Origin of the sequence: Streptococcus sp. VT 162 (assembly GCA_000688775.2) — a bacterium.
Classification (GTDB): Bacteria; Bacillota; Bacilli; order Lactobacillales; family Streptococcaceae; genus Streptococcus.
Genome location: CP007628.2, coordinates 368,265 through 392,460, shown reverse-complemented (window position 1 = coordinate 392,460; position 24,196 = coordinate 368,265). Strand labels below are relative to the sequence as shown.

The following is a 24,196-nucleotide window of genomic DNA, read 5'->3' as shown; positions in this document are numbered from 1 at the left end:
TAAAGTATGGTAAAATGTTAGGTAGGAGGTGACCCATGCTCGTTTTTTCAGAATACCAGACTGGAACAATTGATCTTTCTCTTAGCTTCTACGGTTATGAAGAATGCACGCCTAACTATTCTTTTGGCCCAGCTATTCGAGATACCTATGTACTACATTACATTACTAAAGGAAAAGGTCAATTCCATTATAAGGGGAAAATTGTTGATTTAAAGGCAGGAGATTTCTTTTTACTAAAACCAGATGAATTAACATTCTATCAAGCAGATAACCAGGATCCTTGGGCTTACTACTGGTTGGGGATCACTGGAGGGAGGACACCCGACTACTTTGCTCTATCTCAAATTTCTGACCAATCCTACCTCATCCAGTCAAATAACTGTCATACACAGACAACTGCAAAACTCATCTCAGATATTGTCCGCTTTGCTCAGATTACAAAAACTAATGAATTGGCTCAACTCCACATCATGGGACAACTCCATGAACTAATGTTTCATCTAGGAACGATTGCTCCCAATCAGAAAAAAGAGAATATTTCATCAACCCACCAACTCTATCTTGACTGCAAACGATTAATTGATAGTCACTATCCACAATCGCTCACCATTCAAGATTTAGCAAAAGAGCTATCGGTTCATAGAAGTTACTTGACTAGTGTGTTTAAAGAATTTCACCAACTCTCTCCAAAAGAATATTTACTTTTCGTTCGAATGAACCGTGCGCAACAGTTACTAGAACACACAAATGAAACGATCAAAGTCATTGCATATTCTGTAGGTTTTTCAGACCCACTACATTTCTCAAAAGCCTACAAACAGTTTTTTCATAAAACACCTAGTCAAACTCGAAAGGAATACTCTCACTCCCTCTTAGCTAGAAAGGAAAATCAATGAAATCACACCAACTAGTCTACCAAATATTAGCTAGAGAAAACGATTATGTTAGCGGAGAAAAAATCGGAGAAGAACTGAATTTAAGCCGTACATCTATATGGAAAGCGATCCAACGTCTTCAACAAGAAGGCCTAGAAATTGATAGTATCAAAAATAGAGGCTACAAGCTTATTCAAGGAGATCTGATATTGCCTGATTTGATTCAAGAGAAAACCAACTTAACCATTCGCTACAAACCTGAGACCAAATCAACACAAACAGATGCAAAAGAAGGGATTGAAGCTGGAAACAAAGGAAATACACTCTATCTTTCAACCTGTCAGACGGCAGGTCGTGGCCGATTTCAGCGCCCCTACTATTCTCCATCTCAGGGTGGGATCTATATGTCCCTGCATATACAACCCAATCTTCCCTATGAAAAACTCCCATCCTATACTCTCCTTGTAGCTGCTGCAGTCTACAAAGCAATTAAAAATCTAACTATGATAGAAGTAGATATCAAATGGGTAAATGACATCTACTTTAAAAATAAAAAGATAGCAGGTATCCTCACCGAAGCAATGACATCAGTTGAGACAGGCTTGGTTACAGACGTCATTATCGGACTGGGTATAAATTTTTCTATAAGAGACTTCCCAGAAGACCTAAAAGAAAAAGCAGGCAGCCTATTTATGCCACCAGCACCAATTAGTCGTAATGATCTCATCAGCGAAATATGGAATTGTTTCTACAATACGGATTCAGATGAGCTACTTTATATCTATAAAGAAAGATCAATCGTTCTTGGAAAAGAAGTTACCTTCCAGCTAGATGGAAAATTTAAAAAAGGACTTGCAAAAGAAATCTCAGAATCAGGTCAACTTCAACTCGAACTTGAAGATAAACATACTATCTGGCTAAATAGCGGAGAAATATCACTAACAAATTGGTAATAAACAAATCCCCTTTTAATGATTTAGAAGGGGGATTTGCTTACAAAAAAAAGAGCCTAACAGCTCTCTTAACTCACGGAGAATGGGGGATTCGAACCCCCGCGCCGGTTACCCGACCTAACGATTTAGCAAACCGTCCTCTTCAGCTCAAGACCGTTCCCTTCAGCCGGACTTGGGTAATCCTCCATTATTTACAATGGACCTTGTAGGACTTGAACCTACGACCACTCGGTTATGAGCCGAGAGCTCTAACCAGCTGAGCTAAAGGTCCAACAAGATCAATATAGCGGCGAAGGGGATCGAACCCCCGACCTCCCGGGTATGAACCGGACGCTCTAGCCAGCTGAGCTACACCGCCATGAATCGGGAAGACAGGATTCGAACCTGCGACACCTTGGTCCACCTACTTTTTTACCTTTGTCAAGGACTTTTTTCAGTGAAATTGATTTTTTCTTTTCTTCACTAGCTTAACCACTGCTTCTGTTCGTGCAGTGTGGGGAAACATATCGACCGACTGGATATACTGGAGGTCATAGACTTTTACCAGCTTAACCAAATCTCGCGCCAAGGTCGAAACATTGCAGGATACATAGACCATTTTTTCTGGAACATAGGTCAGAATGGTATCCAGCAGCTTATCATCTAAGCCTGTACGAGGAGGGTCGACTATCAAGGCATCCGCTCGGTAGCCTTCTTTATACCAGCGTGGAATAATCTCTTCAGCTGTTCCCGCTTCGTAATGGGTATTGTCAAACCCCATTCTCTGAGCATTTCGCTTGGCATCTTCTATGGCTTCTGGAATAATATCCATTCCTCTGAGACTCTTGACCTTATTTGCGAAGGCAAATCCAATCGTCCCAACACCGCAATAGGCATCGATCAGATGATCTTCTTCGCTAACCTCCAGTGCTTTAACTGCTTCACTATAGAGAATTTCTGTCTGCTCAGGATTAAGCTGATAAAAAGCTCGAGGGGAGAGAGAAAACTCATAGTCGAGTACTCCTTCTTGAATACTCTCTTGGCCCCAGATAATTTCCGTCTTTTCACCATAGATTTCACTTGTTTTTGCTGTATTTGTATTGACTGCAACTGTGACGACTTCTGGAAAATCTTTAACTAAGTCTTTTACTAGCTGGGTTAAATTAAGCTGGCGATTTGTGACAATGATTATCTGAACTTGCCCCGTTTTTCTTGCTCGACGTACCATGATAGTACGAACGCCTAACGTTTTTCTCTCATCTGTAATTGGAATTTGGTGGTAAGTAAGAAGTTCAGCTAGGCGATTTGCTATTACTTGGGTTTCCTTATCTTGCACCAAGCAGTCTTTCAACTCTACGAGATAATGAGAGTTTTGCGCATACAAACCTGCCTTGACCTGATTTTTAAATTTTCGAGTCTGGAATTGAAGCTTAGCACGGTAGTACTTTGGTTCCTGCATTCCGATAGTTGGACGGATTTCATAGTTTTCATATCCTGCAGGAGCAAATTTTTTCAGGGCTTGGTGGAGCAAATCTGTTTTGAACTCTAACTGTTTATCATAGTGGAGGTGCATGATTTGGCAACCACCACATTCATTATAAATGGTACAAGCTGGTACGACTCGAAATTTCGACTTCTTATTAACCTTTAGTAATTTGGCTTCAACAAAGTTACGTTTAATAGAAGTAATCTGACAATAGATATCTTCTCCTTTGAGGGCGCCTGGTACAAAAACGAGGGTTTTCTGGTAGAAACCGATTCCCTCACCATTGATACCCATCCGCTTGATTTTTAAAGGTATTTTTTGTTTGACTTTCAGATTCATACCCCTATCTTATCACATTTTAGGGTATAATAGAACTATGAAAATCACAAAACTTGAAAAGAAAAAACGTCTCTACTTGATGGAACTAGATGGACAACAAACCTCTTATATCACGGAAGATACCATTGTCCGTTTTATGTTGTCTAAAGATAAGGTGGTTAGCACTGAAGAATTGACCGAGATTCAGGGCTTTGCTCAGTTTTCTTATGGTAAGAATCTCGCCCTCTACCATCTATCATTTAAAGCTCGAACCGAAAAGGAAGTTCGTGAGTATCTGAAAAAGTATGATCTTGATAAAAAAATCACAAGTCAAGTTATCGCCAATCTTAAAGAAGATAACTGGATTAATGATCGTCAGTATGCCTATTCTATCATCAATGCAAATCAACTTTCTGGAGATAAGGGACCCTATGTGCTAGCTCAAAAACTGTCTCAAAAAGGGATTGCCAAAGCGACTATTGAAGATGTTTTAAAGGATTTTGATTTTTCGGAGGTTACTCAACGTGTGGCGGAGAAACTTCTAAAAAAATACACGGGAAAGCTTCCCGCTCGTGCCTTGCAGGATAAAATTATTCAAAACTTAACGAACAAAGGCTTCTCCTATTCTGATGCTAAGTATGCCTTTGACGACTTGGACAGTCAAGTCGACCAAGAAAAGACTCAAGAACTTATTTTTAAAGAGCTAGACAAACAATATGCTAAGTATGCTCGAAAGTATGAAGGTTACGAACTAAAGCAACGATTGACTCAAGTTTTGGCTAGAAAAGGCTATGATTTTTCGGATATAGCAAGCGCTCTCAGAGAATATCTTTAACATTTTCAGGTAAAATTCAAAAAAATTAGACCGATTTATGATATAATAGTAAACGATAAACTTATAAATTGTAGAAAGTTGGTTAGTTATGAAACTTCCAAAAGAAGGCGACTTTATTACAATTCAAAGTTATAAGCATGATGGGAGTCTTCACCGTACTTGGCGAGACACCATGGTACTAAAAACAACAGAGAACGCCATTATCGGCGTCAACGACCACACACTTGTTACCGAAAGTGACGGTCGTCGTTGGGTGACTCGAGAACCGGCTATTGTTTACTTTCACAAAAAATATTGGTTTAATATCATTGCCATGATTCGTGATAATGGGATTTCCTACTATTGCAATATGGCCAGCCCCTACTATCTAGATGAGGAAGCCCTGAAATACATTGATTATGATTTGGATGTCAAGGTCTTCACTGATGGTGAAAAGCGTCTCTTGGACGTTGAAGAGTATGAGCGCCATAAACGCAAAATGAAGTATTCTGATGATTTAGACTATATTTTGAAAGAGCATGTTAAAATCCTTGTTGATTGGATCAACAATGGACGCGGTCCTTTCTCAGAGGCCTATGTCAACATTTGGTACAAACGCTACATAGAACTAAAGAATCGGTAAAGTTGTCAAACCGGGGTGAGAGCCCTGGTTTTTTTATTTGAAAAATCCAGCCTGGAAGCTGGGTTAATTGCTATATATCTAATTTAGTGACAGTAAACTTGATGTGGGAATAATCTTTTTCAACATCCTTATCCAACAAGAAAGCCGTGGCATCCTTCTTAATCTGAACAAGGTCAATGTTCTGGGCTTGAGCTGCATAGACGCATCCACAATAACATTGACGATAGATATCATACTCCTCGCACATCTCCACCGAGCGCTTGTAGCCTTGATTTTTCTTGAAATCACTTGGGAGATAGTGGGTGGTATAAATCTTTTGCACATCGATTCCGATGCTGTTGATGGTTTGAGAATTCTTATGGGGACTGATGGTCAAAGCTGAACCAAAGTAGTCAAAGCCTAAATCCATAGCCACTTGCGCTGTTTTATCCAGACGGTAGTCAAAACAAACCTTACAACGGTCACCGCCTTCTGGTTCTTCTTCCAGTCCTCTGACTAACTTCCGGTATTCATTGGGTTCGTAGGGAGCTTCAAGGTACTGAACCGTATTGCCTGTTCGCTCATTGAAATCACTGACAAATTTCTTGGTGACGTAAGCTCGCTTGTGGTATTCTGCCTTAGGGTGGATATTGGAATTAGCAAAATAGATGGTCACATCCGCGTACTTGGTCAGATACTCTAGGGTGTAGGTACTACAAGGAGCACAGCAAACATGCATGAGAATAGTTGGACGTTGCTCATTTTTCTCCCAAACTTGTACCATCTTCTGCATGACACGGTCATAATTAATCTTCTGATTGGGGTTCATCTTGCTCAGAATTTCTTCTACATCGATCATGTTCTTCTCCTTCTTCTAGTCTTATTTTATCATATAAGTTAGGAGAGCTCAAATCAATTTTAGAAGAGAAAACCATAAAAGGAGGGATGCATGTTCCCTCCTTTTGTGTTTTTTATAAGTTACTTTTACATCATGCCGCCCATCATGCTTGGATCCATTGCTGGAGCTGGGGCTGCTGGTTCCGGTTTATTGGCTACGACTGCTTCTGTTGTTAAAATCAAGCTGGCTACAGATGCTGCATTTTGAAGGGCTGAACGGCTCACTTTCACTGGGTCGATGATTCCTTCTTCAATCATGTTGACCCACTCGCCTGTTGCTGCGTTGAAGCCTGTACCAACTTCAGCATTTTTCAAACGGTCAATAACAATAGAACCTTCGAATCCCGCATTGTGGGCGATTTGACGAACAGGCTCTTCCAAGGCACGAAGAACAATATTGCGTCCTGTTGCTTCATCTCCTGTCAATTCCAAATCAGATACGGCTGGGATGACATTTACAAGAGCTGTTCCACCACCTGCAACGATTCCTTCTTCAACGGCTGCACGAGTAGCGTTGAGAGCATCTTCAATGCGGAGTTTCATTTCTTTCAACTCAGTTTCAGTTGCAGCTCCGACCTTGATGACTGCGACACCACCTGACAATTTTGCCAAGCGTTCTTGCAATTTTTCACGATCAAATTCAGAAGTTGTAGTTTCGATTTGAGACTTGATAACTGCAACACGGTGAGAAATAGCTTCAGGATTTCCAGCACCTTCTACGATAACCGTGCTATCTTTGTCCACAGTTACTCTCGCTGCTTGACCAAGCGCCTCAATAGTAGCGTCCTTCAACTCAAGGCCAAGATCTTCTGTGATAACAGTTCCACCTGTCAAGATGGCGATGTCTTCCAACATAGCCTTACGACGGTCCCCAAAGCCAGGGGCCTTAACTGCTACTACGTTGAAGGTTCCACGAATCTTGTTCAATACAAGAGTAGGAAGAGCTTCACCATCCACATCATCTGCAATAATCAAGAGTGGACGATTGCTTTGAAGAATACTTTCTAGAAGCGGCAAGATTTCTTGGATATTGGAAATCTTCTTGTCAGTAATCAAAATGTATGGATTTTCAAGATCAGCCACCATTTTTTCGCTATCCGTCACCATGTACTGTGATAGATAACCGCGGTCAAACTGCATTCCTTCAACGACTTCAAGCTCTGTTTCCATACCACGTGATTCTTCAATAGTGATGACTCCATCTTTGCCAACTTTTTCCATGGCTTCAGAAATGTATTCACCGACTTTCTCAGAACGAGAAGATACGGCAGCAACCTGAGCGATGGCTTCTTTATTAGCAACTGGAATGGCATTGTTTTTCAAGGCTTCTACAGCTGCGGCAACTGCAGCTTCAATCCCACGACGAATACCGATTGGGTTGGCACCCGCAGTAACGTTTTTGATTCCTTCGCGGACGATAGCTTGGGTCAAGACAGTTGCAGTCGTAGTCCCGTCACCTGCGATATCATTTGTTTTTGAAGCTACTTCTGATACCAATTTGGCACCCATATTTTCAAAATGGTCTTCCAACTCGATTTCTTTGGCAATGGTCACACCGTCATTGGTAATCAAAGGTGAGCCAAATGATTTTTCCAACACAACATTACGACCTTTTGGTCCTAAGGTTACTTTAACAGTGTCTGCAAGGATATCTACACCACGGACCATCGCTGAACGAGCATCAGATGAAAATTTAATTTCTTTTGACATACTTACTTTCTCCTTCTATTCTTCAATGATAGCCAAGATGTTAGCTTCGCCAACGATGATGTACTTTTCATCGCCATCTTTGACATCAATACCAGCGTGGGCTTCAACTAAGACACGGTCTCCAGCCTTAACGCTTGGAGCAACCAAGTCACCGTTCAAGGTACGAACCCCTTGTCCAGTAGCTACAACTTGGGCTGTTTTTGTTTTTTCTTGGGCTGAGCCCGCAAGGACAAAGCCTCCAGCAGTTTGTTCTTTTTCTTCGATTTTCAAGACCACACGGTCTCCTAATGGTTTCAACATCTGTTTTCCTCCATGATAAACTACATATTATTAGCACTCTTTATATATGAGTGCTAATTTATAGTTCTATTGTATCACTTGGTCAGAAATAGTCAAGAAAAAAGTCTGACTTTGGCAAGATAAAAAGTCTGAGACCAACTCAGACTTTTCAATGTTTATGCTCAAAGATCAAACTAGGAAGCTAGCCTCAGGTTGCTCAAAACAGTGTTTTGAGGTTGTAGATAAGATTGACCAAGTCAGTTACCTATACCTACGGCAAGGTGAAACTGACGTGGTTTGAAGAGATTTTCGAAGAGTATTAAAATGGCAATTCTTCCTCTTCCAAGACCAAGTCTGCCAAATCCTGTCCAGCGTTATTTTCACGCATAGCACGTTGGGCGCGGCTTTCCAAAAGTTGGAATCCTGTGGCAAGGACTTCAGTCACATAGTTCATCTGGCCATTTTTCTCAAAGCGACGGGTACGAAGTTCGCCATCCACAGAGATAAGACTACCTTTAGTTGCGTAGCTTGCCAAGGTTTCAGCCAATTTCCCCCAAAGAACAAGATTAACAAAGTCAGCTTCACGTTCTCCATTTTGGTCTTTGTAACGACGGTTCACAGCGATAGTTGCACGCGCTACTGACTTGTCATTGTTGGTTTTGTGCAATTCTGGTGTAGACGTCAAGCGCCCAATCATGATAACTTTATTATACATATTTTCTTCCTCCTACTTATCTATTCGTAAGGAATCAAAAAAAGTTACAAAAATTTGTAACTTTTCGAAGAAATTTTTTATTTTTTATGCACCATGAAACCTGTCGCCTGTTGATTGGCCATAATGGTCATATCTGTAATTTGCACACGACGAGGCTGACTGGTCACATAGACCACTGTATCTGCAATATCCTGAGCTTGCAAGGCTTCGATTCCCTGATAGACGGTGGCAGCACGCTCTTTGTCACCGTGGAAACGTACCGCAGAAAAATCTGTTTCGACAATCCCTGGCTGAATGGTGGTCACCTTGATATCCGTTGCGATAGTATCAATTCGCAAACCATCTGAAAAAGTCTTAACTGCTGCCTTGGTGGCTGAGTAAACAGCAGCACCAGCATAGGCGTAGATTCCTGCGGTCGATCCCATATTGATAATATGCCCCCGATTGGCTTTTACCATTGCTGGCAAGAAACAGCGAGTGACTGCCAGCAAACCTTTGACATTGGTATCCAACATGGTCAGCATATCCAACTCTTCATAGTCTTATAGGGAGCCAAGCCAAGAGCTAGTCCAGCATTATTGACCAAGATATCAATCTGCCCTATCGTTTCCAAAATATCGGAGCAGACAGTCTTGACCATGGTCATATCCGTCACATCCAGTGGAAAGGTCCAAACTGTTTGATTTGGAAAAGTTTCTGCAAACTCTGACTTGAGGGCTTCTAGTCTATCTGTCCGTCGCCCTGTTAGAACGACATTCTCCCCCTGCTCCAGATAAGCACGTGCAATCGCTTCACCGATTCCTGAGGTCGCCCCTGTAATCACCACATTTTTTGCCATCTTATTTCCTTCTATCTGGTCTATCAAATATTGACAATTTCCTAGGCAATCCAATGTTTGGCTGGGTCAAATGGAGTTCCGACAACTTGGTCTTCTGATAATTCAATAACCCCACGTTTTTGCGGAGCATTTGGTAGATGCAATTCACGAGGGCTGCACATCATACCAAAACTCTTTTCACCACGAAGTTCGCCTGGAAAAATGAGATTTCCTTTTGGCATCATAGCTCCAGGAAGAGCTACAATAGTTTTCAGACCGACACGCGCATTGGGAGCCCCTGCAACGATTTGCACTGTCTTGTCACTTGCAACGGCCACTTGGCAGATGTTGAGGTGGTCACTATCTGGGTGAGCTACCATCTCAACAATCTCACCGACGACAAACTTAGGTTCCTTATCGTTGATAATTTCTTCTGTAAAGCCTTCCGCCTGCAACTCTTGGTTCAAACGTGCTACTTTCTCATCTGTCAAAAAAACTTGGCCGCGCTCTGCAATTTCAAACAAACTTGAAACTTCGAAAATATTCCAAGCTACTGTTTCCCCATTATCTTTGAGGAAAACACGGGCTACCTTGCCTTTACGCTCCACGTCCAGTTTGGCATCTCCGCTGTTTTTCACGATGACCATAAGGACATCGCCAACATGCTCTTTATTATATGTAAAAATCATTCTTTCCTTTTCTCCTATTTCAGTTCTGCTAAAAAGTCGTTAATTTGTTGCTTGCTTTTACGGTCGCGATTGACAAATCGGCCGATTTCCTTGTCCTTTTCTAGCACAACAAGGCTAGGAATCCCGTACACATCCCAGAGTTTGGCTAGATCCATGTACTGGTCACGGTCCACTCGAATAAAGGTGAACTCTGGATTTGTCTCCTCAATCTCTGGCAAGGCAGGATAGATATAACGACAATCGCCACACCAGTCCGCCACAAAAAGGAAGACCTTCTTGCCATCTTGCTCGACAAAACCTGCTAGCTCTTCTATATTACTGGGAATAATCATAAGGCTTCCTCCTCATAGACTAGATCTTCATTTTCATAGACAAAGGTATAGTGACGACCATCCTCAAAAATGACTCCTCCGACCAGTCGCTCTAGGCTACTTTCGTAGACTTGAACATAGAGAGTCGCAATCTCACCCATATCTGAGAAAAGTTCGCGCACGATAGCGGTCAACTCTTCTTGAGTCTTCATGAGTTTGTGGTTATCTGCTGCTTTTTTGGCACCCAAAGCGAGGGCACTTAGACCAGCCACAGTCAAGCCAGTCATCCATAATTTCTTAGCTTTCATACCATTCATTGTAACACAAAAAGGGCTCTAGGACAAATAGGGAAGTAGCATATAGGTAAGGAAAATCCCCTTCCCTCAATGAGGAAAGAGGACAACTTATCCTTATTGCCAAGCGCCTGAGTTCCTGAATGAATTAAAAAACCTCTGAGATTATTCTCAAAGGTTCGAATTTTGCTAATTGCTGTTCTCAACCGCTGCAGTGACAAAGGCAGTGTAGAGTTCTTCGGGACGGTTTGGACGGCTTGACAGTTCAGGGTGATACTGACAAGCTACAAAGAATTTATTTTCAGGAATTTCCACAATTTCTACCAAACGATTGTCTGGAGAGACTCCTGAGAAGACAAAACCTGCCGCCTCAAACTGTTCACGAAAGGTGTTGTTAAACTCATAACGGTGACGGTGACGGCGTTGCACCACTTCTTGATTATGGTAAGCAGCTGCTGCCTTAGAACCACGTTTCAACTTAGATGGATAAAGTCCCAAACGAAGGGTTCCACCCATATCTTCAACATCAACCTGGTCACGCATAATATCAATGATAGGGTATTTTGTATCTGGTGCAAGTTCTGCAGAATTTGCACCTTCAAGACCCAAAACGTGACGAGCAAACTCGATACAAGTCAACTGCATTCCCAAGCAGACACCCAACATTGGAACATCATTTTCACGCGCATAACGGATGGCTTGGATTTTCCCTTCCGTACCACGTTGGCCGAAACCACCTGGAACGATGATTCCGTCCGCATCAGACAAGAGTTCTGCCACATTCTCTGCTGTCACATCATTGGCATTAATCCAATTAATCTTCACTTCTGCGTCGTTGGCATAACCAGAGTGTTTTAAGGCTTCGACCACTGAGATGTAGGCATCTTGCAACTCCACATACTTACCAACGAGGGAAATCTTGACTTGTTTCTTGAGGTTCATGACCTTGTCCACCATGGCTGACCACTCTGTCATATCCGCTGCTGCTGCATCTAGTTTCAAATGGTCACAAACAATTTGGTCCATACCTTGTGCCTGCAAGTTCAATGGAATTTGGTAAAGGTGTTCAACATCCAAAGATTCAATAACAGCTTCTGGTGCCACATCACAGAACTGTGCTAGTTTATTTTTAATGCCCTGACCAGCTGGTTTTTCTGTACGAATGACCAACATATTTGGCTGGATTCCCAAACCGCGCAATTCTTTTACAGAATGTTGAGTTGGCTTGGTCTTCATCTCACCAGCAGCCTTAAGATAAGGAAGCAAGGTTGTATGGATATACATGACATTATCTGCACCCACATCTGCCTTCATCTGACGAAGGGCCTCTAGGAATGGCAAGGACTCTATATCCCCAACGGTTCCACCAACCTCTGTGATAATGACATCAGAGTCAGTCGTTACAGCAGCACGCTTGATTTTCTCTTTCAAAGCATCTGTGATATGAGGAATGACTTGGACAGTTGCCCCAAGGTATTCGCCACGGCGTTCCTTACGAAGAACTTCACTGTAGATTTTACCAGTTGTCACGTTGGAATATTTGTTGAGATTGATATCGATGAAACGTTCATAGTGACCCAAGTCCAAATCTGTCTCAGCCCCATCATCTGTCACAAAGACTTCTCCGTGCTGGTAAGGACTCATGGTCCCCGGATCAATATTGATATAAGGATCAAATTTTTGAATGGTTACTTTGAGACCACGATTTTTCAAGAGACGGCCCAGACTTGCTGCCACAATCCCTTTCCCAATAGACGATACCACACCACCAGTTACAAAAATATATTTCGTAGACATAAATTCCTCTTTCTAAAATGCTCAAGGCCTTGTTAACTACGAGGGGACATAGAAAACAAGACCCTTATGAATAACGACTTTTCAAGAAAACTTCCTGAAAAACAAAAATAGCTCCCTAGTAACTAGGGAGCCCCGACCTCTAAAAGAGGTGCCCGAACAATATGATACCTTAAAGCAGAACATTTGTCAACCCGAATCAGTAAAACCTGAAAATAAGAAGATTGCCTTTAGAAAACCAACTAAAGATCCTCATCCAAACGGATGACACTACTCAAGGAACAAAAAAAGGAGACCGAGTGATCTCCTCCTTGAAGTCTTTTACTCTTCTTCACTCGTTTCAGCATCATCGTCAGAAAACTCGTCGTCTTCTTCGTTGAGATCCACGTCTTCTCCCAAGTCATCAGGAGCAATTTCGTTGATTTCTGCATCGTAAGCTTCCACTTCATTTTTCTCATCATCTGGATTTTCATCATCATATGAAAGAGCTGGGTCTGCTTCGTATGCATCTTCGTCTTCTGGATCATCCGCATTGTAGTCAATGGCATCTGAATCACCATCCATAAAGGCATTGACACGTTTTTTCTTAGCTTTTGGTGCTACTTCATCGTCATCACTTTCTTCAAGAGCGATGATTTCTTCGTCAATTTCGTCTACACCATACCATGAACGAAGACCCCATTTGTTGTCTCCAAGAGAGATGAAGCTACCGTCAAAGTTCAACTCTGTGTAGAACAAAGGCAAAGCTTCACGGATATCGCTGTTTGATGTTCCAAGGTAGTTTTGAATTTCGTTTACAAGATCGCTAAAATGCATCTCATGATCGCGACCACGAAGTTCCAAGATAGCACGCGCTACCTCAATCATAGATAGTTCACTTTTTTCTTGCCCAGCAAATACTTCTAATTCCAAAGCGTTTCTCCTCATTTTTACTACTATCGCCAGAGCAAACAGACTCTGACCTCATTTTATCATGTACTCTTTATTGTACGATAATTTTGCGGAATAGTCAAAGGTTAAATGGGAGAAAGTGACAGGACTTTTTATTTCTTTGCTATCCAACCGATGGCATCATGAGGTAGATTTTCGATATCAATCCAGATGAACTCGATGCAATGGTATATGAAATTAAGTAACAATGTTGTACTTCTCAGGTCGGTGCGAACTTACAGAATTTGTCGTGTAGTAATCTGCTTTCTATATCTATTTACTATACCAGTATAACAATTTCACTATAAAAATGTAGAGCGAAACATTGACCTTTATTTAATATTAAAAATAAATATATAAATTTTAGAAAACTTAAAAATTCTTTTTAAAGCTCATAAACTTACATCACATGTCCTATTCCATATAATTACTACAAACTAGTCTACAAGATTAATCCAAGGAAAATTGCTATCTCTATTTATTAAATCTAAATCTTCTACGCTTATGAATTCTGATTGATTTTCTAAAGAATATTGACTGATTGTGAATGAGCTATAATTAATTGTTACTTTTTTGATCTTCTCTTTCATAGCATCTATCGGAGCAGGCTGTTTTAAAAACTGATACATCTTAGAATTTGTTATTTCTCCGGTATAATAAGAAATATCTTTTGTAAATATATTTCTGCCACTACAAAAATCCCAGATAACTGGCGGATACCTACGCAAAAAAGCACTAAAAGAAGACTCATCAACAATGTATATATCATTATAACTATCAGGTGCTCCTAACATTGTAGAAGTAATAAAAATTTTTTTAAAATCACGGACTCTCTCTATTCCTAACTTGCTAATAAATAATTGACTATTCCTTATAAAATAATCTATATTTCTTTCAAATTTTTTAAGATATCCGTAAATCATACATAACTGTTCAGCATGCTCTTTTACTGTATATGGATATGGTAAAGTCTTACACTCAACTAAATATACAATATCTCCGATAGCGAATATTTGATCAATTTCGTAATTTTCTCCTAGATAACTATCTTTTAGGTTAGAAATTACACGCATATTTCCATCATTCAACACCGATGTTATTGCTTTTTCCAAGAAATAACCTTTCTTAGATAGATCATTCAATTTATTTAAGCGTTTAGAAAAATTTGAAATGATAGCAAATGCACTGATAGTATCTTGAGAAATCGATGGAATAATTGCTAAATAGTCTCCTAATTGAATAAAAGGTGCATCAATTAAGTCATAAGATTCCTTACTGAATATTAAATTATCTAATATTTTTTCTGCGATTTCTTTAGATACTTTAAGAAATTTTTTTAATTCTAATGCCCATTGTGTTCTACTCTTTACAATACATAATTTATCAAGTTGGTTAATATCGTTTTCTTTATTTAACTTCTTATTGGATATTTTTCTAACAAATAAATATGCTCTATTCCAATAATCTACAGAAATTCCGTCTATTTCATATGACTTCCATTCTTCTCCCAATATTCTTTCTAGCTCAATCATACTATAATAATCATTTATATCATAATCCATTTTTTTCTCTATATTAGATTTCCTATAGTTGCTAATTAGACGAGAGTATCTATTATGTCTGGCTCCCTTCTCTCGAAAATTTGAAATTAATACACTTCTATTAAATTCTTCCCCAATAACATCAATACTTAAATGAGAATCTTTTTTTATTTCAAGCTGTGAAAATCTAAAATATTCCATAATATCTTTAATACTTTCATACTCATCATAAAATTCAAAATGCTTGCATATAATTTCAACATCTTTTATACAATATATTTTATTTGTTTTTTTAGAAGAAATGTCCTTAAACATAAAATATTTAAGTATCTCAGCTGCATATCCTTTTAACGTATCTCGTATATGTATATTAGCTTCAAATTCTGACTCATTTTGCTTAGAAGTTTCAGAAATATGATTTCTATTGTAACTTCTTAAGACTTTTTCTAAGCATATTAAAATGAGCGATAAATCAATTTCTACTTTTGTAGGATTTTTACGAAAATAATTTTCTCTTGAGATAATGAAATCTGAATATAATTTATCTAAAATTAAAGCTTGATTCTTGAACTTTTTCCATACCAATTTATTCTCTAGGTCAAATTTATTTTCTACAAATGAACTAATTTTTTCAAATAATAGATTTTTATAATCTCTGCTTTTACCTAAACTTAAATCTCCAACGATATTGCTAACTTTAGTTATATGTATGATTTCATCCACTGATTTGTCATTCAATTGAAGCAATATTGAATTTATTCTCTCATCTATTTTTTTTATATTATTAGGTAATTTAATTAGTGAGTCAAATTCATGGAAATCATAAGTATAATTTTCTATCATTACAGTGACCTCTATCAAAAAATGTAAAACCATTATACCAAAAAAACACGGCATTACACCGTGTTTCTGTGTTTATTTCACCAACTTCTTCATCTCATCAATACGTGCGACGGTCGCATCATATTTCGCTTGGTAGTCGGCTTGTTTGTTGCGTTCTTTTTGGACGACTTCTGGTTTGGCGTTGGCTACGAAGCGTTCGTTAGAGAGCTTCTTACCAACCATATCCAGTTCTTTTTGCCATTTAGCTAGTTCCTTGTCGAGACGAGCCAGTTCTTCTTCGACATTGAGGAGGTCAGCGAGCGGCAAATAGATTTCTGCTCCTGTGATGACGCTTGACATAGCCAGTTCAGGTGCAGGGATGTTGGATGCAATCTCCAAGTGTTCTGGATTTGTGAAGCGTTTGATGTAGTTGACATTGCTGTTAAAGAATGCTTCCAAGCCGCTATCGCTTGTCTTAACAAGAATGGTGATTGGCTTGCTTGGTGCAACGTTTACTTCGGCACGCGCATTCCGAACGGCACGGATCAAGTCTTTGAGGCTTTCGACACCTGTGTGGGCCGCAAGGTCTTCAAAGGCTGGGTTGACAGTTGGGTATGCTGCTGTAACGATAGAACCTTCTGAGATTTGTCCAAAGATTTCTTCAGTCACGAATGGCATGATTGGATGAAGGAGACGAAGGATCTTGTCCAAAGTGTAAAGGAGAACAGAACGTGTGATGACTTTCTCTTCTTCGTTGTCGCTATAAAGGACTTCCTTGGTCAATTCAACGTACCAATCCGCAAACTCGTCCCAGATGAAGTTGTAGAGGATATGGCCAGCTACACCAAACTCAAACTTATCAAAGTTTTCAGTGACTTTTCCGATTGTTTCATTGAGGTTGTGGAGAATCCAGCGGTCTGTGACATTTCCAGCTTCCTTGTTAACAACTTTTTCGACATTGGCAGTTGCTTGCTCGAGGGTCAAGCCTTCATTGTTCATGAGGATGTAGCGAGAGATGTTCCAGATTTTGTTAATGAAGTTCCATGAAGCATCCATTTTCTCATAAGAGAAGCGCACGTCTTGCCCTGGCGCAGAACCGTTTGAAAGGAACCAACGAAGGCTATCTGTTCCGTACTTATCAATAACATCCATTGGATCAATCCCGTTACCGAGGGATTTAGACATCTTGCGTCCTTGCTCATCACGAATGAGACCATGAATCAAGGCATTTTTGAATGGCGACTTGCCAGTAAATTCCAAACCTTGGAAAATCATCCGAGACACCCAGAACGGAATAATATCATAACCAGTCACCAAAGTTGATGTTGGATAATAACGTTTAAAGTCTTCTGAGTCGACATCCGGCCAGCCCATGGTAGAGAATGGCCAAAGGGCAGAACTGAACCACGTATCCAATACGTCCTCATCCTGAGTCCATCCGTCACCTTCTGGAGCTTCTTCACCGACATATATTTCACCCTCAGCATTGTACCAAGCAGGGATTTGGTGACCCCACCAGAGCTGACGAGAGATTACCCAGTCATGGACATTTTCCATCCATTGGAGGAAGGTATCGTTGAAACGAGGTGGGTAGAATTCTACCTTGTCCTCTGTATCTTGGTTGGCAATGGCATTCTTAGCCAATTGGTCCATCTTGACGAACCACTGAGTAGACAAGCGTGGCTCAACCACAACACCTGTACGCTCTGAGTGACCAACGCTGTGGACACGTTTTTCAATTTTAACAAGAGCACCAATTTCTTCCAACTTGGCAACAACTGCCTTACGAGCTTCAAAGCGATCCATACCTGCAAGTTCGAAGGCTAAGTCATTCATCGTTCCGTCATCGTTCATCACGTTAACTTGTGGCAAGTTGTGGCGTTGACCAACCAAGAAATCGTTTGGATCGTGGGCAGGCGTAATTTTCACGACACCAGTACCAAACTCAGGATCAGCGTGTTCATCCCCAACGATTGGGATCAGTTTATTAGCGATTGGAAGGATAACGTTTTTACCGATCAAGTCCTTGTAGCGAGGATCTTCTGGATTGACCGCAACCGCAACGTCCCCAAACATGGTCTCAGGACGAGTGGTCGCAACTTCAAGGGCGCGTGAGCCATCTTCCAGCATGTAGTTCATGTGGTAGAAGGCACCTTCGACATCCTTGTGAATCACCTCGATATCAGAAAGAGCTGTGCGAGCTGCTGGGTCCCAGTTGATAATAAACTCACCACGGTAGATCCAGCCTTTTTTGTAAAGGTCCACAAAGACCTTACGAACCGCTTTTGACAAACCTTCGTCAAGGGTGAAACGCTCACGAGAGTAGTCTACAGAGAGGCCCATCTTGCCCCATTGTTCCTTGATAGTAGTGGCATATTCGTCTTTCCATTCCCAGACTTTTTCGAGGAATTTTTCACGACCGAGGTCATAACGGCTAATGCCCTCACCACGCAAGCGCTCCTCAACCTTAGCCTGAGTCGCAATCCCAGCGTGGTCCATCCCTGGAAGCCAAAGCGTATCAAAGCCTTGCATGCGCTTCTGACGGATAATGATATCTTGAAGAGTTGTGTCCCAAGCGTGACCAAGGTGGAGTTTACCAGTAACGTTTGGTGGTGGAATCACGATTGAATAAGGCTTAGCCTTTTGATCGCCTGAAGGCTTGAAAACATCAGCATCAAGCCATTTTTGGTAACGACCAGCCTCAACCTCGGCTGGATTGTATTTAGGTGAAAGTTCTTTAGACATGTGTTTGTCCTTTCTCTATTGTATTCATTTTATTTTGAATCTGCTTGGCAACTTCTTCTGCAGACAGATTTGTATTATTTATTTTAAAGTAGTGGTGCAACTCATTCGGTTGATGTTGGGAATTTAATTGAAGTGTTTCAGCAGTCTCCAAAATTTCTCTTTCAGATATCTCAATATACCGTTTTAAGGGTTTATGCTTTAATCGATTCTCCGTTCGATTTCGACGTAAGCGCTCTTCAAGTGTCGTTTCCAACTCAACAAACAGAATCTCTTGATGATAATCATCCAACAAATCCTGAATTTGCTTCAAATACAGCAGCTGGTACTGATTTGAAAAATCAATTACGTCTGTTAAAATCACAGATCGCTGATTCCTAGCACTTGCTCCAAGGAAAGAAAAGGTAATTCCACGAACAAATTCCCACATTTCCTCTGTATAGTCCTGATAGATTTCTAGTGCAAAATCGATGGCTTGATGGTTATAAAAGAGGGTAGCATTCGTCAGTCGAGATAACTCTTGACCAATCGTCATTTTCCCAGAAGCTGGAGCCCCAATGATGAAAAGATGCATCAAATCACCTCCCACTCACTCCTCAGCAAGCCATATCTCAAATCGTCACAGCGATTGCCTTGGGCATCTTTGCGGTCTCGGATGCGAGCTTCGAGGGTAAAGCCAAGTTTTTCTGCGACTCGTTGACTTTGGACATTGTAGCCAAAGCAGACCAGTTCAATCTTGTGAAGGCCTAAATCTTTAAAACCTAGATCAATCAAGGCACTCGCCGCTTCTGGAACATAACCTAAACCCCAATAATCTGGATGTAAGATATAGCCAATCTCCAAGACATCATCCTCGTGACGACGAGGGAAATCAACAGAGCCGATGACCTTATCGGTTCCTTTAACGACAATTCCATAGCCCGCTGGGAGATTGTTTTTTTCATTACGCTCGGGCAGAATATGCTCTAGATAATAAATCTCATCTTCCAAGCTCTGGACGGGCGGAAAGCCTGCTGGATAGGAAACTTCTGACCTACTGGCATAGTCAAAGATATCCACAACATCAGCCACGGTACGGACTCGTAAGACTAGCCGTTCGGTTTCTAAACGTTCTGGCAACTCTGCTCTTGTCATCCTTCTACCTCGCTTTCTACAAAAAATCGCCCCTGCCATCTACATGACAGGGACGAATGTGTTTATCCGCGGTACCACCCAATTTCGGGCAGAGCCCGCAACTCTCGTCTTTATAATAAAAAGACAATATTATTTCATTTTTCATCCATCAGCAACCAGTTTTGATACATTTGTGGACTTCTCAGCACCGCCACTTTCTGTAAAATGTGGGATTCAAAACACCTCTGATGGCTTTATTGTAGCAAGTTTTTCTCGGAAATGCAAGGCTCAAGAAAGATTACTTGAAGCTGATTCCGTGCTCTTTTAATTTCTTGATGGTAGCTGGACCAATTCCCTTCAAGGCAAGGAGTTCTTTTTCAGTCCAGTTTTTAAAGTCAGCAGCTGATTTGATGCCTTCATCATAGAAAGTCTTAGCACGATCTACTGAGAGGCCACCCAAAGTCGCTGCGAAATCTTCTACTGAATTGGCTACTTTTTGAGCTTGTTCCTTAGTCGCTTCTACTGCTTGTTCCACTTTTTTAGAGACAACTTTTCCTGCTTCGCTGGCAGACTTTTCTGCGTGTTTCACGACTTTCTTGGTCTCTTCTACAACCTTGGTCACCGTACTTGAAAAGGCACCTGAACGACGAAGGCTATTTCGCAATTGTTTTTTACGTTGGAGTTTCTTTGACATGATAAAATCCTTTCAATAAAAAATCCCTGCTCTGACAAGGATTTAATAAAGATATTCTATCAAGATTTTGGGAAAAAATCAAGAAAGTATCTGTATTTTAATAGTTTCGCTCACCAAACAAGCCTTCTGGTAAATCATGGAATCCCTTGCCTGCTTTGAAATTTTCGAACTTACCAAGCAAGAACTGATAAGCATCCAAGCGGCTTTCGTAGCGAATCATGGCATCTTTGGCACGCTCGTCTTGGTCTTCTTCGTAGACTTTTTGACTTTCCTTGTGCGCCATGTCGTTGATCATGATCTGGGTATTGACCCAGGCCTCAAATTCCTTCATAAATTCCTGTTCGTAACTCATTGATTCTCCTTATTCTAATCCACGGAAGTAGTCCGTATCAATCTCTCGGTAGGGCTGGATATCCTGAACATACTCCAGCACGCCTTGGAATTCCCCGTTTTCATCGTGTACCGCAGCATAGGTGATGTGGACAAACTTGCCTCGCGACTCTGACTTGAACCACATTTCATACTTGTCCTTGACCCCTTCACGAAGACCTTTCATAACGGCCTTCACCTTGTCTATGTACTTGGGCGGATGGCAGAGTTCTACATTGCGTCCGACTTGGGACGGCGTCCGTTTGAAAATCATCTCATCAGCTGGCGCATTGTCATTGTAGTACTGGAAAATATCGTCTTTATTGACAAAGGTAATCTCCATAGGGAGATGATTGAGGATGAGGTTGGCCTGCTCGACGGAGAGATAGCCATTGCCAAAAGCCTGTTGACTATGACGATCCAGTACTGCTTCCTTTTCCTTAGGGGTAAAGGTAATGGTGAACTGTCCTTCTGGTGTATCGATAACTTGCTGCACTTGACCTTCTGCCGTGTCTAGTTGTACGGGCTCCTCTGAGCTCTTTTCCTCAACGAAACTCTGGCGCTCTGGCACCCATTTTTCAGACGGACGGATAATGGCATAGCCGTAGGCATCGCTCTCCTCCGCAATCTGAATCCAGTCATCCTGGGTGAAGGACTCAAGAAGAATCATGAGGAGGATGGACTCTTCCTTGAAAATCATACTTTCAAACTCTGTCGCAAAAGCTTCGAAGTTTTCCTTTACACTGCTAATCGGCACTTCTGGTAGTGCCTTAGCCGTCGCTAGAGCTGTCTGAAAGAGTTCTCTGATCTGATCATCCACTCCCCACATAACTTTTGGAGGTGAATCGTGACCATAGCGCTCCATGATGGGGAAAAAGAGCTCTTCCTTGCGTTGGTAGTGGATGTCAAATTGCCCCAAAAGCCCCATTTGACGGACCAAACCCTTGCGCATCTCCGCAAGCATTTCCTCGTCTTCCATAGACTCATAGGTATCTAACAGTCTCCGAATGCGAATCAAGGCAGCACGGAGGGCCAGATTTTCATCCTTGAAGACCCGAACTGGATGGCCAGGGTGTTCGGTGTCCTCTACTTCGACGCCCTTAACAGCGTTTTTAAAAAGATTGGCATGGACATCACAGAGCTCCATGACATCTTCAAAGGTGACACCTGAGTCTGAGTTCATCAGCTCGTGCTCCATGAGGGAAATCTCGATGGCTGAAACACCCGTAAAGGTCGCATCAAAACGCTCCTGAACTGACTCAGGAGAGGCACCATTGTGCAATTCTAACAAAATATCCCGTAGGATATGAATCCGTTCATCTGCCATTAGTCTAATCCAATCACTTCATAGCCGTTCGCTTCTAGCGTGCGGACAATCTTGTCCATAGGAGTTCCTTCAAGTTTAGAACCCTGCTTCAGCGATACTTTGCGACCGACTGTATTGCGCATCAAGGGATTAGCAAGTGGTTTAAAACCCAGCTCCACTAGGATTTCCAAAACTTCTGGATGCTTGTCCACCACTTCTGCAACGGGAATTGACACATCGATGATATTGTCCATGACGACCTCCATTGTATGTTCTAATACTCAATGAAAATCAAAGAGCAAACTAGGAAGCTAGGCAAGGTGAAGCTGACGTGGTTTGAAGAGATTTTCGAAGAGTATAAAATGATTTTACTGCTTATATTATACCATATGGGAAGAGATTAAAAAACTAGCAGAAGAGTTCCTGCTAGTTTCTTTCATTTCAAGTTATTCCTTATCATCTGGTTTTGCGAGCCACTGGGCTACATCCATCAGCTTGTCAGCAAGCAGTACTTTCCCGAAACCTACTAGAGCATTGTCGTCTTTTTTCATGTTCTTCAGGACTTTGATGCTTTGCATCACGAAAAAGTAATTCCCGTAAGTCTTGGCTAGAATTTTAATGAATCCCATATTACTCTCCTTCGATGATTTCGACCTCTTTTCGGATAGTATCAACGTCTCTTTGATATTGCACTTCATTGTAGTTGACTAGCTTGGACAATTCCTGTTGCAATCTTTCTCCCATCGGTTTCATGGTCGCAAAGGTTAGACCACCAGAAATGACTCCACCTAGGATAGGAATCACTTTCCCCATCCCTTTGGCTAGGCCTCCTTTTGTCAGATTGACACCAAAAATTTTCAAAACTTTTTCTAAAATTGGATACCAAAGAGTTTTTGTCAAGGCTTTCTTGTTCACTACTTTTATGACTTGCTTGGCTACTGTCACACCGCCTGATCGAAGCAGGGCACCTGCGCCATTTACTCCCAGCATCACACCGAGATACAGTAGGAGTGTGTTTTTAGCTTCCTCGCTTAACTCATTGCGCGATGCCCAAAGATCATCAAATCCGTAAATATACCCTAGTTCTTGAGCTAATTTCAATGAAAAAGCATAAAACTGAGCTACATCTGTCGGGATAGTGATCGCCATGGCAAGGCCTCCAGGTAGACCTGCCAGCACCGATGTTCCACTAGCCAGCAAGACATTATCCTTAATACAGGCCTTGGCCACTCGATCCAAGCTTTCCTGAGGCAACAAAGAAGTAGGTCCTTGTTCAATCAAAGTTGGAATATCCTTACGGTCTAATTCCTTTGAAAACTTTTCTACTAAAAATTTCTCTCGATCAACTTTGACTACGGGTAATTTTACCACTTGTTGCAGCACTTGCATAGCTATATCTTGTTTAGCCATATGTCTCTCCGTTTTTCATTTATATCAAGCTTTATCATATCATACTATTTGAAATTTACAAATTTTTTAAACTGCCTTTTACAAGAGCAACATATTGATGATTAGCAGATGGACTACTCTGACAAGAAAAAAGAGGGGTACCCCCTCTTTCTTATACTCAATGAAAATCAAAGAGCAAACTAGGAAGCTATAGGAAGCTAGCCGCAGGCTGTACTTGAGTACGGCAAGGCGACGCTGACATGGTTTGAATTTGATTTTCGAAGAGTATTAGTTCTTATCCAGATTGCGTAGCATCTCGTCAATCTTGTTTCCATATTCGATGGATTCGTCTTTGACGAAGGTTAAATCTGGGATTTTGTACAATTTCAAATTGCGACCAAGTTCACGTTTGATGGTACCAGTTGCTTTCTCAAGCCCGATTTGAGCTTTTTGGTTATCCGAAGCAAGGTTACTCAAAATGGTGTAGTAAACCTTGGCAACAGACAAGTCACCCAGCATCTGAACATCTGTAATGGTCACACCTTGGACACGCGGATCACGGACCTTCTTTTGCAAAATCTCGTTGACTTCACGCTTGATTTCCATGCCCACACGATCCGTACGGAAATGATTTGCCATGATATTCCTTTCTCTACTTTGAACCAAAAGCTAGGCCAGCAGACCTAGCTATTTCTGTTAGATAGAGGAACTAGAGCCATTTGAATCTAGGAAACAAGC

The 24,196-nt window shown here is 41.2% G+C and carries 25 protein-coding genes, 2 tRNA genes, 1 pseudogene and 1 other annotated feature; of the genes and pseudogenes, 4 read left to right on the top strand and 24 right to left on the bottom strand.

Features of this window, described 5'->3' with window-relative positions:
* Window positions 1-35: 35 nt before the first annotated feature.
* Together V470_01900 and V470_01895 are read left to right on the top strand one after the other, a co-directional pair.
* Complete coding sequence (locus V470_01900) at window positions 36-896, top strand: AraC family transcriptional regulator (GenBank protein AHZ47199.1); 861 nt, start codon at window positions 36-38, stop codon at window positions 894-896.
* A complete protein-coding gene (locus tag V470_01895) occupies window positions 893-1,828 on the top strand; it encodes a biotin--acetyl-CoA-carboxylase ligase (GenBank protein AHZ47198.1) in 936 nt (311 codons plus the stop codon). The genes V470_01900 and V470_01895 overlap by 4 nt, the downstream gene beginning before the upstream one ends.
* 197 nt (window positions 1,829-2,025) lie before the next feature.
* Here V470_01895 and V470_01890 read toward each other — a convergent pair.
* From V470_01890 to V470_10535, 3 genes are all read right to left on the bottom strand, one after another.
* Window positions 2,026-2,099, bottom strand: a tRNA-Met gene (locus tag V470_01890).
* Window positions 2,100-2,112: 13 nt separating this feature from the next.
* A tRNA-Met gene (locus tag V470_01885) sits at window positions 2,113-2,186 on the bottom strand.
* Between the two features lie 75 nt (window positions 2,187-2,261).
* Window positions 2,262-3,632, bottom strand: a complete 1,371-nt coding sequence (locus tag V470_10535; protein AJZ74441.1) for an RNA methyltransferase — start codon at window positions 3,630-3,632, stop codon at window positions 2,262-2,264.
* A 37-nt stretch (window positions 3,633-3,669) separates the two neighbouring features.
* On the opposite strand from V470_10535, the gene recX reads away from it, so the two are divergent.
* Window positions 3,670-4,446 (top strand): recombination regulator RecX, encoded by a 777-nt coding sequence (gene recX / locus V470_01875; GenBank protein ID AHZ47197.1) that lies wholly within the window; start codon window positions 3,670-3,672, stop codon window positions 4,444-4,446.
* A gap of 88 nt (window positions 4,447-4,534) precedes the next feature.
* Window positions 4,535-5,068 (top strand): hypothetical protein, encoded by a 534-nt coding sequence (locus tag V470_01870; protein AHZ47196.1) that lies wholly within the window; start codon window positions 4,535-4,537, stop codon window positions 5,066-5,068.
* Between the two features lie 70 nt (window positions 5,069-5,138).
* Here V470_01870 and V470_01865 read toward each other — a convergent pair whose 3' ends face one another.
* From V470_01865 to V470_01765, 21 genes and pseudogenes are all read right to left on the bottom strand, one after another.
* A complete protein-coding gene (locus V470_01865) occupies window positions 5,139-5,906 on the bottom strand; it encodes a DNA integration/recombination/inversion protein (protein ID AHZ47195.1) in 768 nt (255 codons plus the stop codon).
* A gap of 125 nt (window positions 5,907-6,031) precedes the next feature.
* The gene (groEL, locus tag V470_01860) at window positions 6,032-7,654 is read right to left on the bottom strand and encodes a molecular chaperone GroEL (GenBank protein AHZ47194.1); all 1,623 of its coding nucleotides are present in this window, start codon (window positions 7,652-7,654) and stop codon (window positions 6,032-6,034) included.
* Between the two features lie 15 nt (window positions 7,655-7,669).
* Window positions 7,670-7,954, bottom strand: a complete 285-nt coding sequence (locus V470_01855) for a molecular chaperone GroES (protein ID AHZ47193.1) — start codon at window positions 7,952-7,954, stop codon at window positions 7,670-7,672.
* Between the two features lie 298 nt (window positions 7,955-8,252).
* Window positions 8,253-8,648 (bottom strand): single-stranded DNA-binding protein, encoded by a 396-nt coding sequence (locus tag V470_01850; GenBank protein ID AHZ47192.1) that lies wholly within the window; start codon window positions 8,646-8,648, stop codon window positions 8,253-8,255.
* A 77-nt stretch (window positions 8,649-8,725) separates the two neighbouring features.
* Window positions 8,726-9,486, bottom strand: a pseudogene (locus V470_10530) (L-allo-threonine dehydrogenase).
* 41 nt (window positions 9,487-9,527) lie between these two features.
* Window positions 9,528-10,154, bottom strand: coding sequence for a tRNA-binding protein (locus V470_01840; protein AHZ47191.1), 627 nt, complete (start codon window positions 10,152-10,154; stop codon window positions 9,528-9,530).
* 14 nt (window positions 10,155-10,168) lie between these two features.
* Window positions 10,169-10,486 (bottom strand): thioredoxin, encoded by a 318-nt coding sequence (locus V470_01835; GenBank protein AHZ47190.1) that lies wholly within the window; start codon window positions 10,484-10,486, stop codon window positions 10,169-10,171.
* Window positions 10,483-10,782 carry a hypothetical protein gene (locus V470_01830; GenBank protein ID AHZ47189.1) on the bottom strand — a complete coding sequence of 100 codons (300 nt, stop codon included), beginning with the start codon at window positions 10,780-10,782 and terminating at the stop codon, window positions 10,483-10,485. The genes V470_01835 and V470_01830 overlap by 4 nt, the downstream gene beginning before the upstream one ends.
* Before the next feature lie 165 nt (window positions 10,783-10,947).
* Window positions 10,948-12,555, bottom strand: coding sequence for a CTP synthetase (locus V470_01825; GenBank protein ID AHZ47188.1), 1,608 nt, complete (start codon window positions 12,553-12,555; stop codon window positions 10,948-10,950).
* A gap of 318 nt (window positions 12,556-12,873) precedes the next feature.
* A complete protein-coding gene (locus V470_01820; GenBank protein ID AHZ47187.1) occupies window positions 12,874-13,464 on the bottom strand; it encodes a DNA-directed RNA polymerase subunit delta in 591 nt (196 codons plus the stop codon).
* Window positions 13,465-13,919: 455 nt separating this feature from the next.
* Window positions 13,920-15,866 carry a hypothetical protein gene (locus V470_01815; GenBank protein ID AHZ47186.1) on the bottom strand — a complete coding sequence of 649 codons (1,947 nt, stop codon included), beginning with the start codon at window positions 15,864-15,866 and terminating at the stop codon, window positions 13,920-13,922.
* A 72-nt stretch (window positions 15,867-15,938) separates the two neighbouring features.
* A complete protein-coding gene (valS, locus tag V470_01810; GenBank protein ID AHZ47185.1) occupies window positions 15,939-18,590 on the bottom strand; it encodes a valine--tRNA ligase in 2,652 nt (883 codons plus the stop codon).
* Window positions 18,583-19,161, bottom strand: coding sequence for a shikimate kinase (locus V470_01805; GenBank protein AHZ47184.1), 579 nt, complete (start codon window positions 19,159-19,161; stop codon window positions 18,583-18,585). The genes valS and V470_01805 overlap by 8 nt, the downstream gene beginning before the upstream one ends.
* Entirely contained in the window at window positions 19,161-19,721 is a 561-nt protein-coding gene (locus tag V470_01800; protein ID AHZ47183.1) for a GNAT family acetyltransferase, read from the bottom strand. The genes V470_01805 and V470_01800 overlap by 1 nt, the downstream gene beginning before the upstream one ends.
* Window positions 19,722-19,766: 45 nt before the next feature.
* Window positions 19,767-19,958, bottom strand: a sequence feature (T-box leader).
* 40 nt (window positions 19,959-19,998) lie between these two features.
* Complete coding sequence (locus V470_01795) at window positions 19,999-20,394, bottom strand: helicase (protein AHZ47182.1); 396 nt, start codon at window positions 20,392-20,394, stop codon at window positions 19,999-20,001.
* Between the two features lie 97 nt (window positions 20,395-20,491).
* Window positions 20,492-20,746, bottom strand: coding sequence for an aldose epimerase (locus V470_01790; GenBank protein ID AHZ47181.1), 255 nt, complete (start codon window positions 20,744-20,746; stop codon window positions 20,492-20,494).
* A gap of 9 nt (window positions 20,747-20,755) precedes the next feature.
* Window positions 20,756-22,090 (bottom strand): hemerythrin HHE cation-binding protein, encoded by a 1,335-nt coding sequence (locus V470_01785; GenBank protein ID AHZ47180.1) that lies wholly within the window; start codon window positions 22,088-22,090, stop codon window positions 20,756-20,758.
* Window positions 22,090-22,323, bottom strand: coding sequence for a hypothetical protein (locus V470_01780; protein ID AHZ47179.1), 234 nt, complete (start codon window positions 22,321-22,323; stop codon window positions 22,090-22,092). The genes V470_01785 and V470_01780 overlap by 1 nt, the downstream gene beginning before the upstream one ends.
* Window positions 22,324-22,515: 192 nt before the next feature.
* Window positions 22,516-22,698 carry a hypothetical protein gene (locus tag V470_01775; GenBank protein AHZ47178.1) on the bottom strand — a complete coding sequence of 61 codons (183 nt, stop codon included), beginning with the start codon at window positions 22,696-22,698 and terminating at the stop codon, window positions 22,516-22,518.
* Window position 22,699: 1 nt separating this feature from the next.
* On the bottom strand, window positions 22,700-23,479 hold the full coding sequence (locus V470_01770) for a valyl-tRNA synthetase (GenBank protein ID AHZ47177.1): 780 nt from the start codon (window positions 23,477-23,479) through the stop codon (window positions 22,700-22,702).
* A 267-nt stretch (window positions 23,480-23,746) separates the two neighbouring features.
* Entirely contained in the window at window positions 23,747-24,097 is a 351-nt protein-coding gene (locus tag V470_01765) for a ribosome-binding factor A (protein AHZ47176.1), read from the bottom strand.
* Window positions 24,098-24,196: the final 99 nt, after the last annotated feature.

Coding starts and splice junctions, on each gene's coding strand:
- V470_01815 (AHZ47186.1), bottom strand. CDS start 15,866: ATGATAGAAAATTATACTTATGATTTCCATGAATTTGACTCACTAATT.
- V470_01850 (AHZ47192.1), bottom strand. CDS start 8,648: ATGTATAATAAAGTTATCATGATTGGGCGCTTGACGTCTACACCAGAA.
- V470_01775 (AHZ47178.1), bottom strand. CDS start 22,698: ATGGGATTCATTAAAATTCTAGCCAAGACTTACGGGAATTACTTTTTC.
- V470_10535 (AJZ74441.1), bottom strand. CDS start 3,632: ATGAATCTGAAAGTCAAACAAAAAATACCTTTAAAAATCAAGCGGATG.
- V470_01795 (AHZ47182.1), bottom strand. CDS start 20,394: ATGTCAAAGAAACTCCAACGTAAAAAACAATTGCGAAATAGCCTTCGT.
- valS (AHZ47185.1), bottom strand. CDS start 18,590: ATGTCTAAAGAACTTTCACCTAAATACAATCCAGCCGAGGTTGAGGCT.
- V470_01840 (AHZ47191.1), bottom strand. CDS start 10,154: ATGATTTTTACATATAATAAAGAGCATGTTGGCGATGTCCTTATGGTC.
- V470_01900 (AHZ47199.1), top strand. CDS start 36: ATGCTCGTTTTTTCAGAATACCAGACTGGAACAATTGATCTTTCTCTT.
- V470_01785 (AHZ47180.1), bottom strand. CDS start 22,090: ATGGCAGATGAACGGATTCATATCCTACGGGATATTTTGTTAGAATTG.
- V470_01870 (AHZ47196.1), top strand. CDS start 4,535: ATGAAACTTCCAAAAGAAGGCGACTTTATTACAATTCAAAGTTATAAG.
- V470_01770 (AHZ47177.1), bottom strand. CDS start 23,479: ATGGCTAAACAAGATATAGCTATGCAAGTGCTGCAACAAGTGGTAAAA.
- V470_01855 (AHZ47193.1), bottom strand. CDS start 7,954: ATGTTGAAACCATTAGGAGACCGTGTGGTCTTGAAAATCGAAGAAAAA.
- V470_01865 (AHZ47195.1), bottom strand. CDS start 5,906: ATGATCGATGTAGAAGAAATTCTGAGCAAGATGAACCCCAATCAGAAG.
- V470_01825 (AHZ47188.1), bottom strand. CDS start 12,555: ATGTCTACGAAATATATTTTTGTAACTGGTGGTGTGGTATCGTCTATT.
- groEL (AHZ47194.1), bottom strand. CDS start 7,654: ATGTCAAAAGAAATTAAATTTTCATCTGATGCTCGTTCAGCGATGGTC.
- V470_01895 (AHZ47198.1), top strand. CDS start 893: ATGAAATCACACCAACTAGTCTACCAAATATTAGCTAGAGAAAACGAT.
- recX (AHZ47197.1), top strand. CDS start 3,670: ATGAAAATCACAAAACTTGAAAAGAAAAAACGTCTCTACTTGATGGAA.
- V470_01765 (AHZ47176.1), bottom strand. CDS start 24,097: ATGGCAAATCATTTCCGTACGGATCGTGTGGGCATGGAAATCAAGCGT.
- V470_01780 (AHZ47179.1), bottom strand. CDS start 22,323: ATGGACAATATCATCGATGTGTCAATTCCCGTTGCAGAAGTGGTGGAC.
- V470_01790 (AHZ47181.1), bottom strand. CDS start 20,746: ATGAGTTACGAACAGGAATTTATGAAGGAATTTGAGGCCTGGGTCAAT.
- V470_01805 (AHZ47184.1), bottom strand. CDS start 19,161: ATGCATCTTTTCATCATTGGGGCTCCAGCTTCTGGGAAAATGACGATT.
- V470_01800 (AHZ47183.1), bottom strand. CDS start 19,721: ATGACAAGAGCAGAGTTGCCAGAACGTTTAGAAACCGAACGGCTAGTC.
- V470_01835 (AHZ47190.1), bottom strand. CDS start 10,486: ATGATTATTCCCAGTAATATAGAAGAGCTAGCAGGTTTTGTCGAGCAA.
- V470_01830 (AHZ47189.1), bottom strand. CDS start 10,782: ATGAATGGTATGAAAGCTAAGAAATTATGGATGACTGGCTTGACTGTG.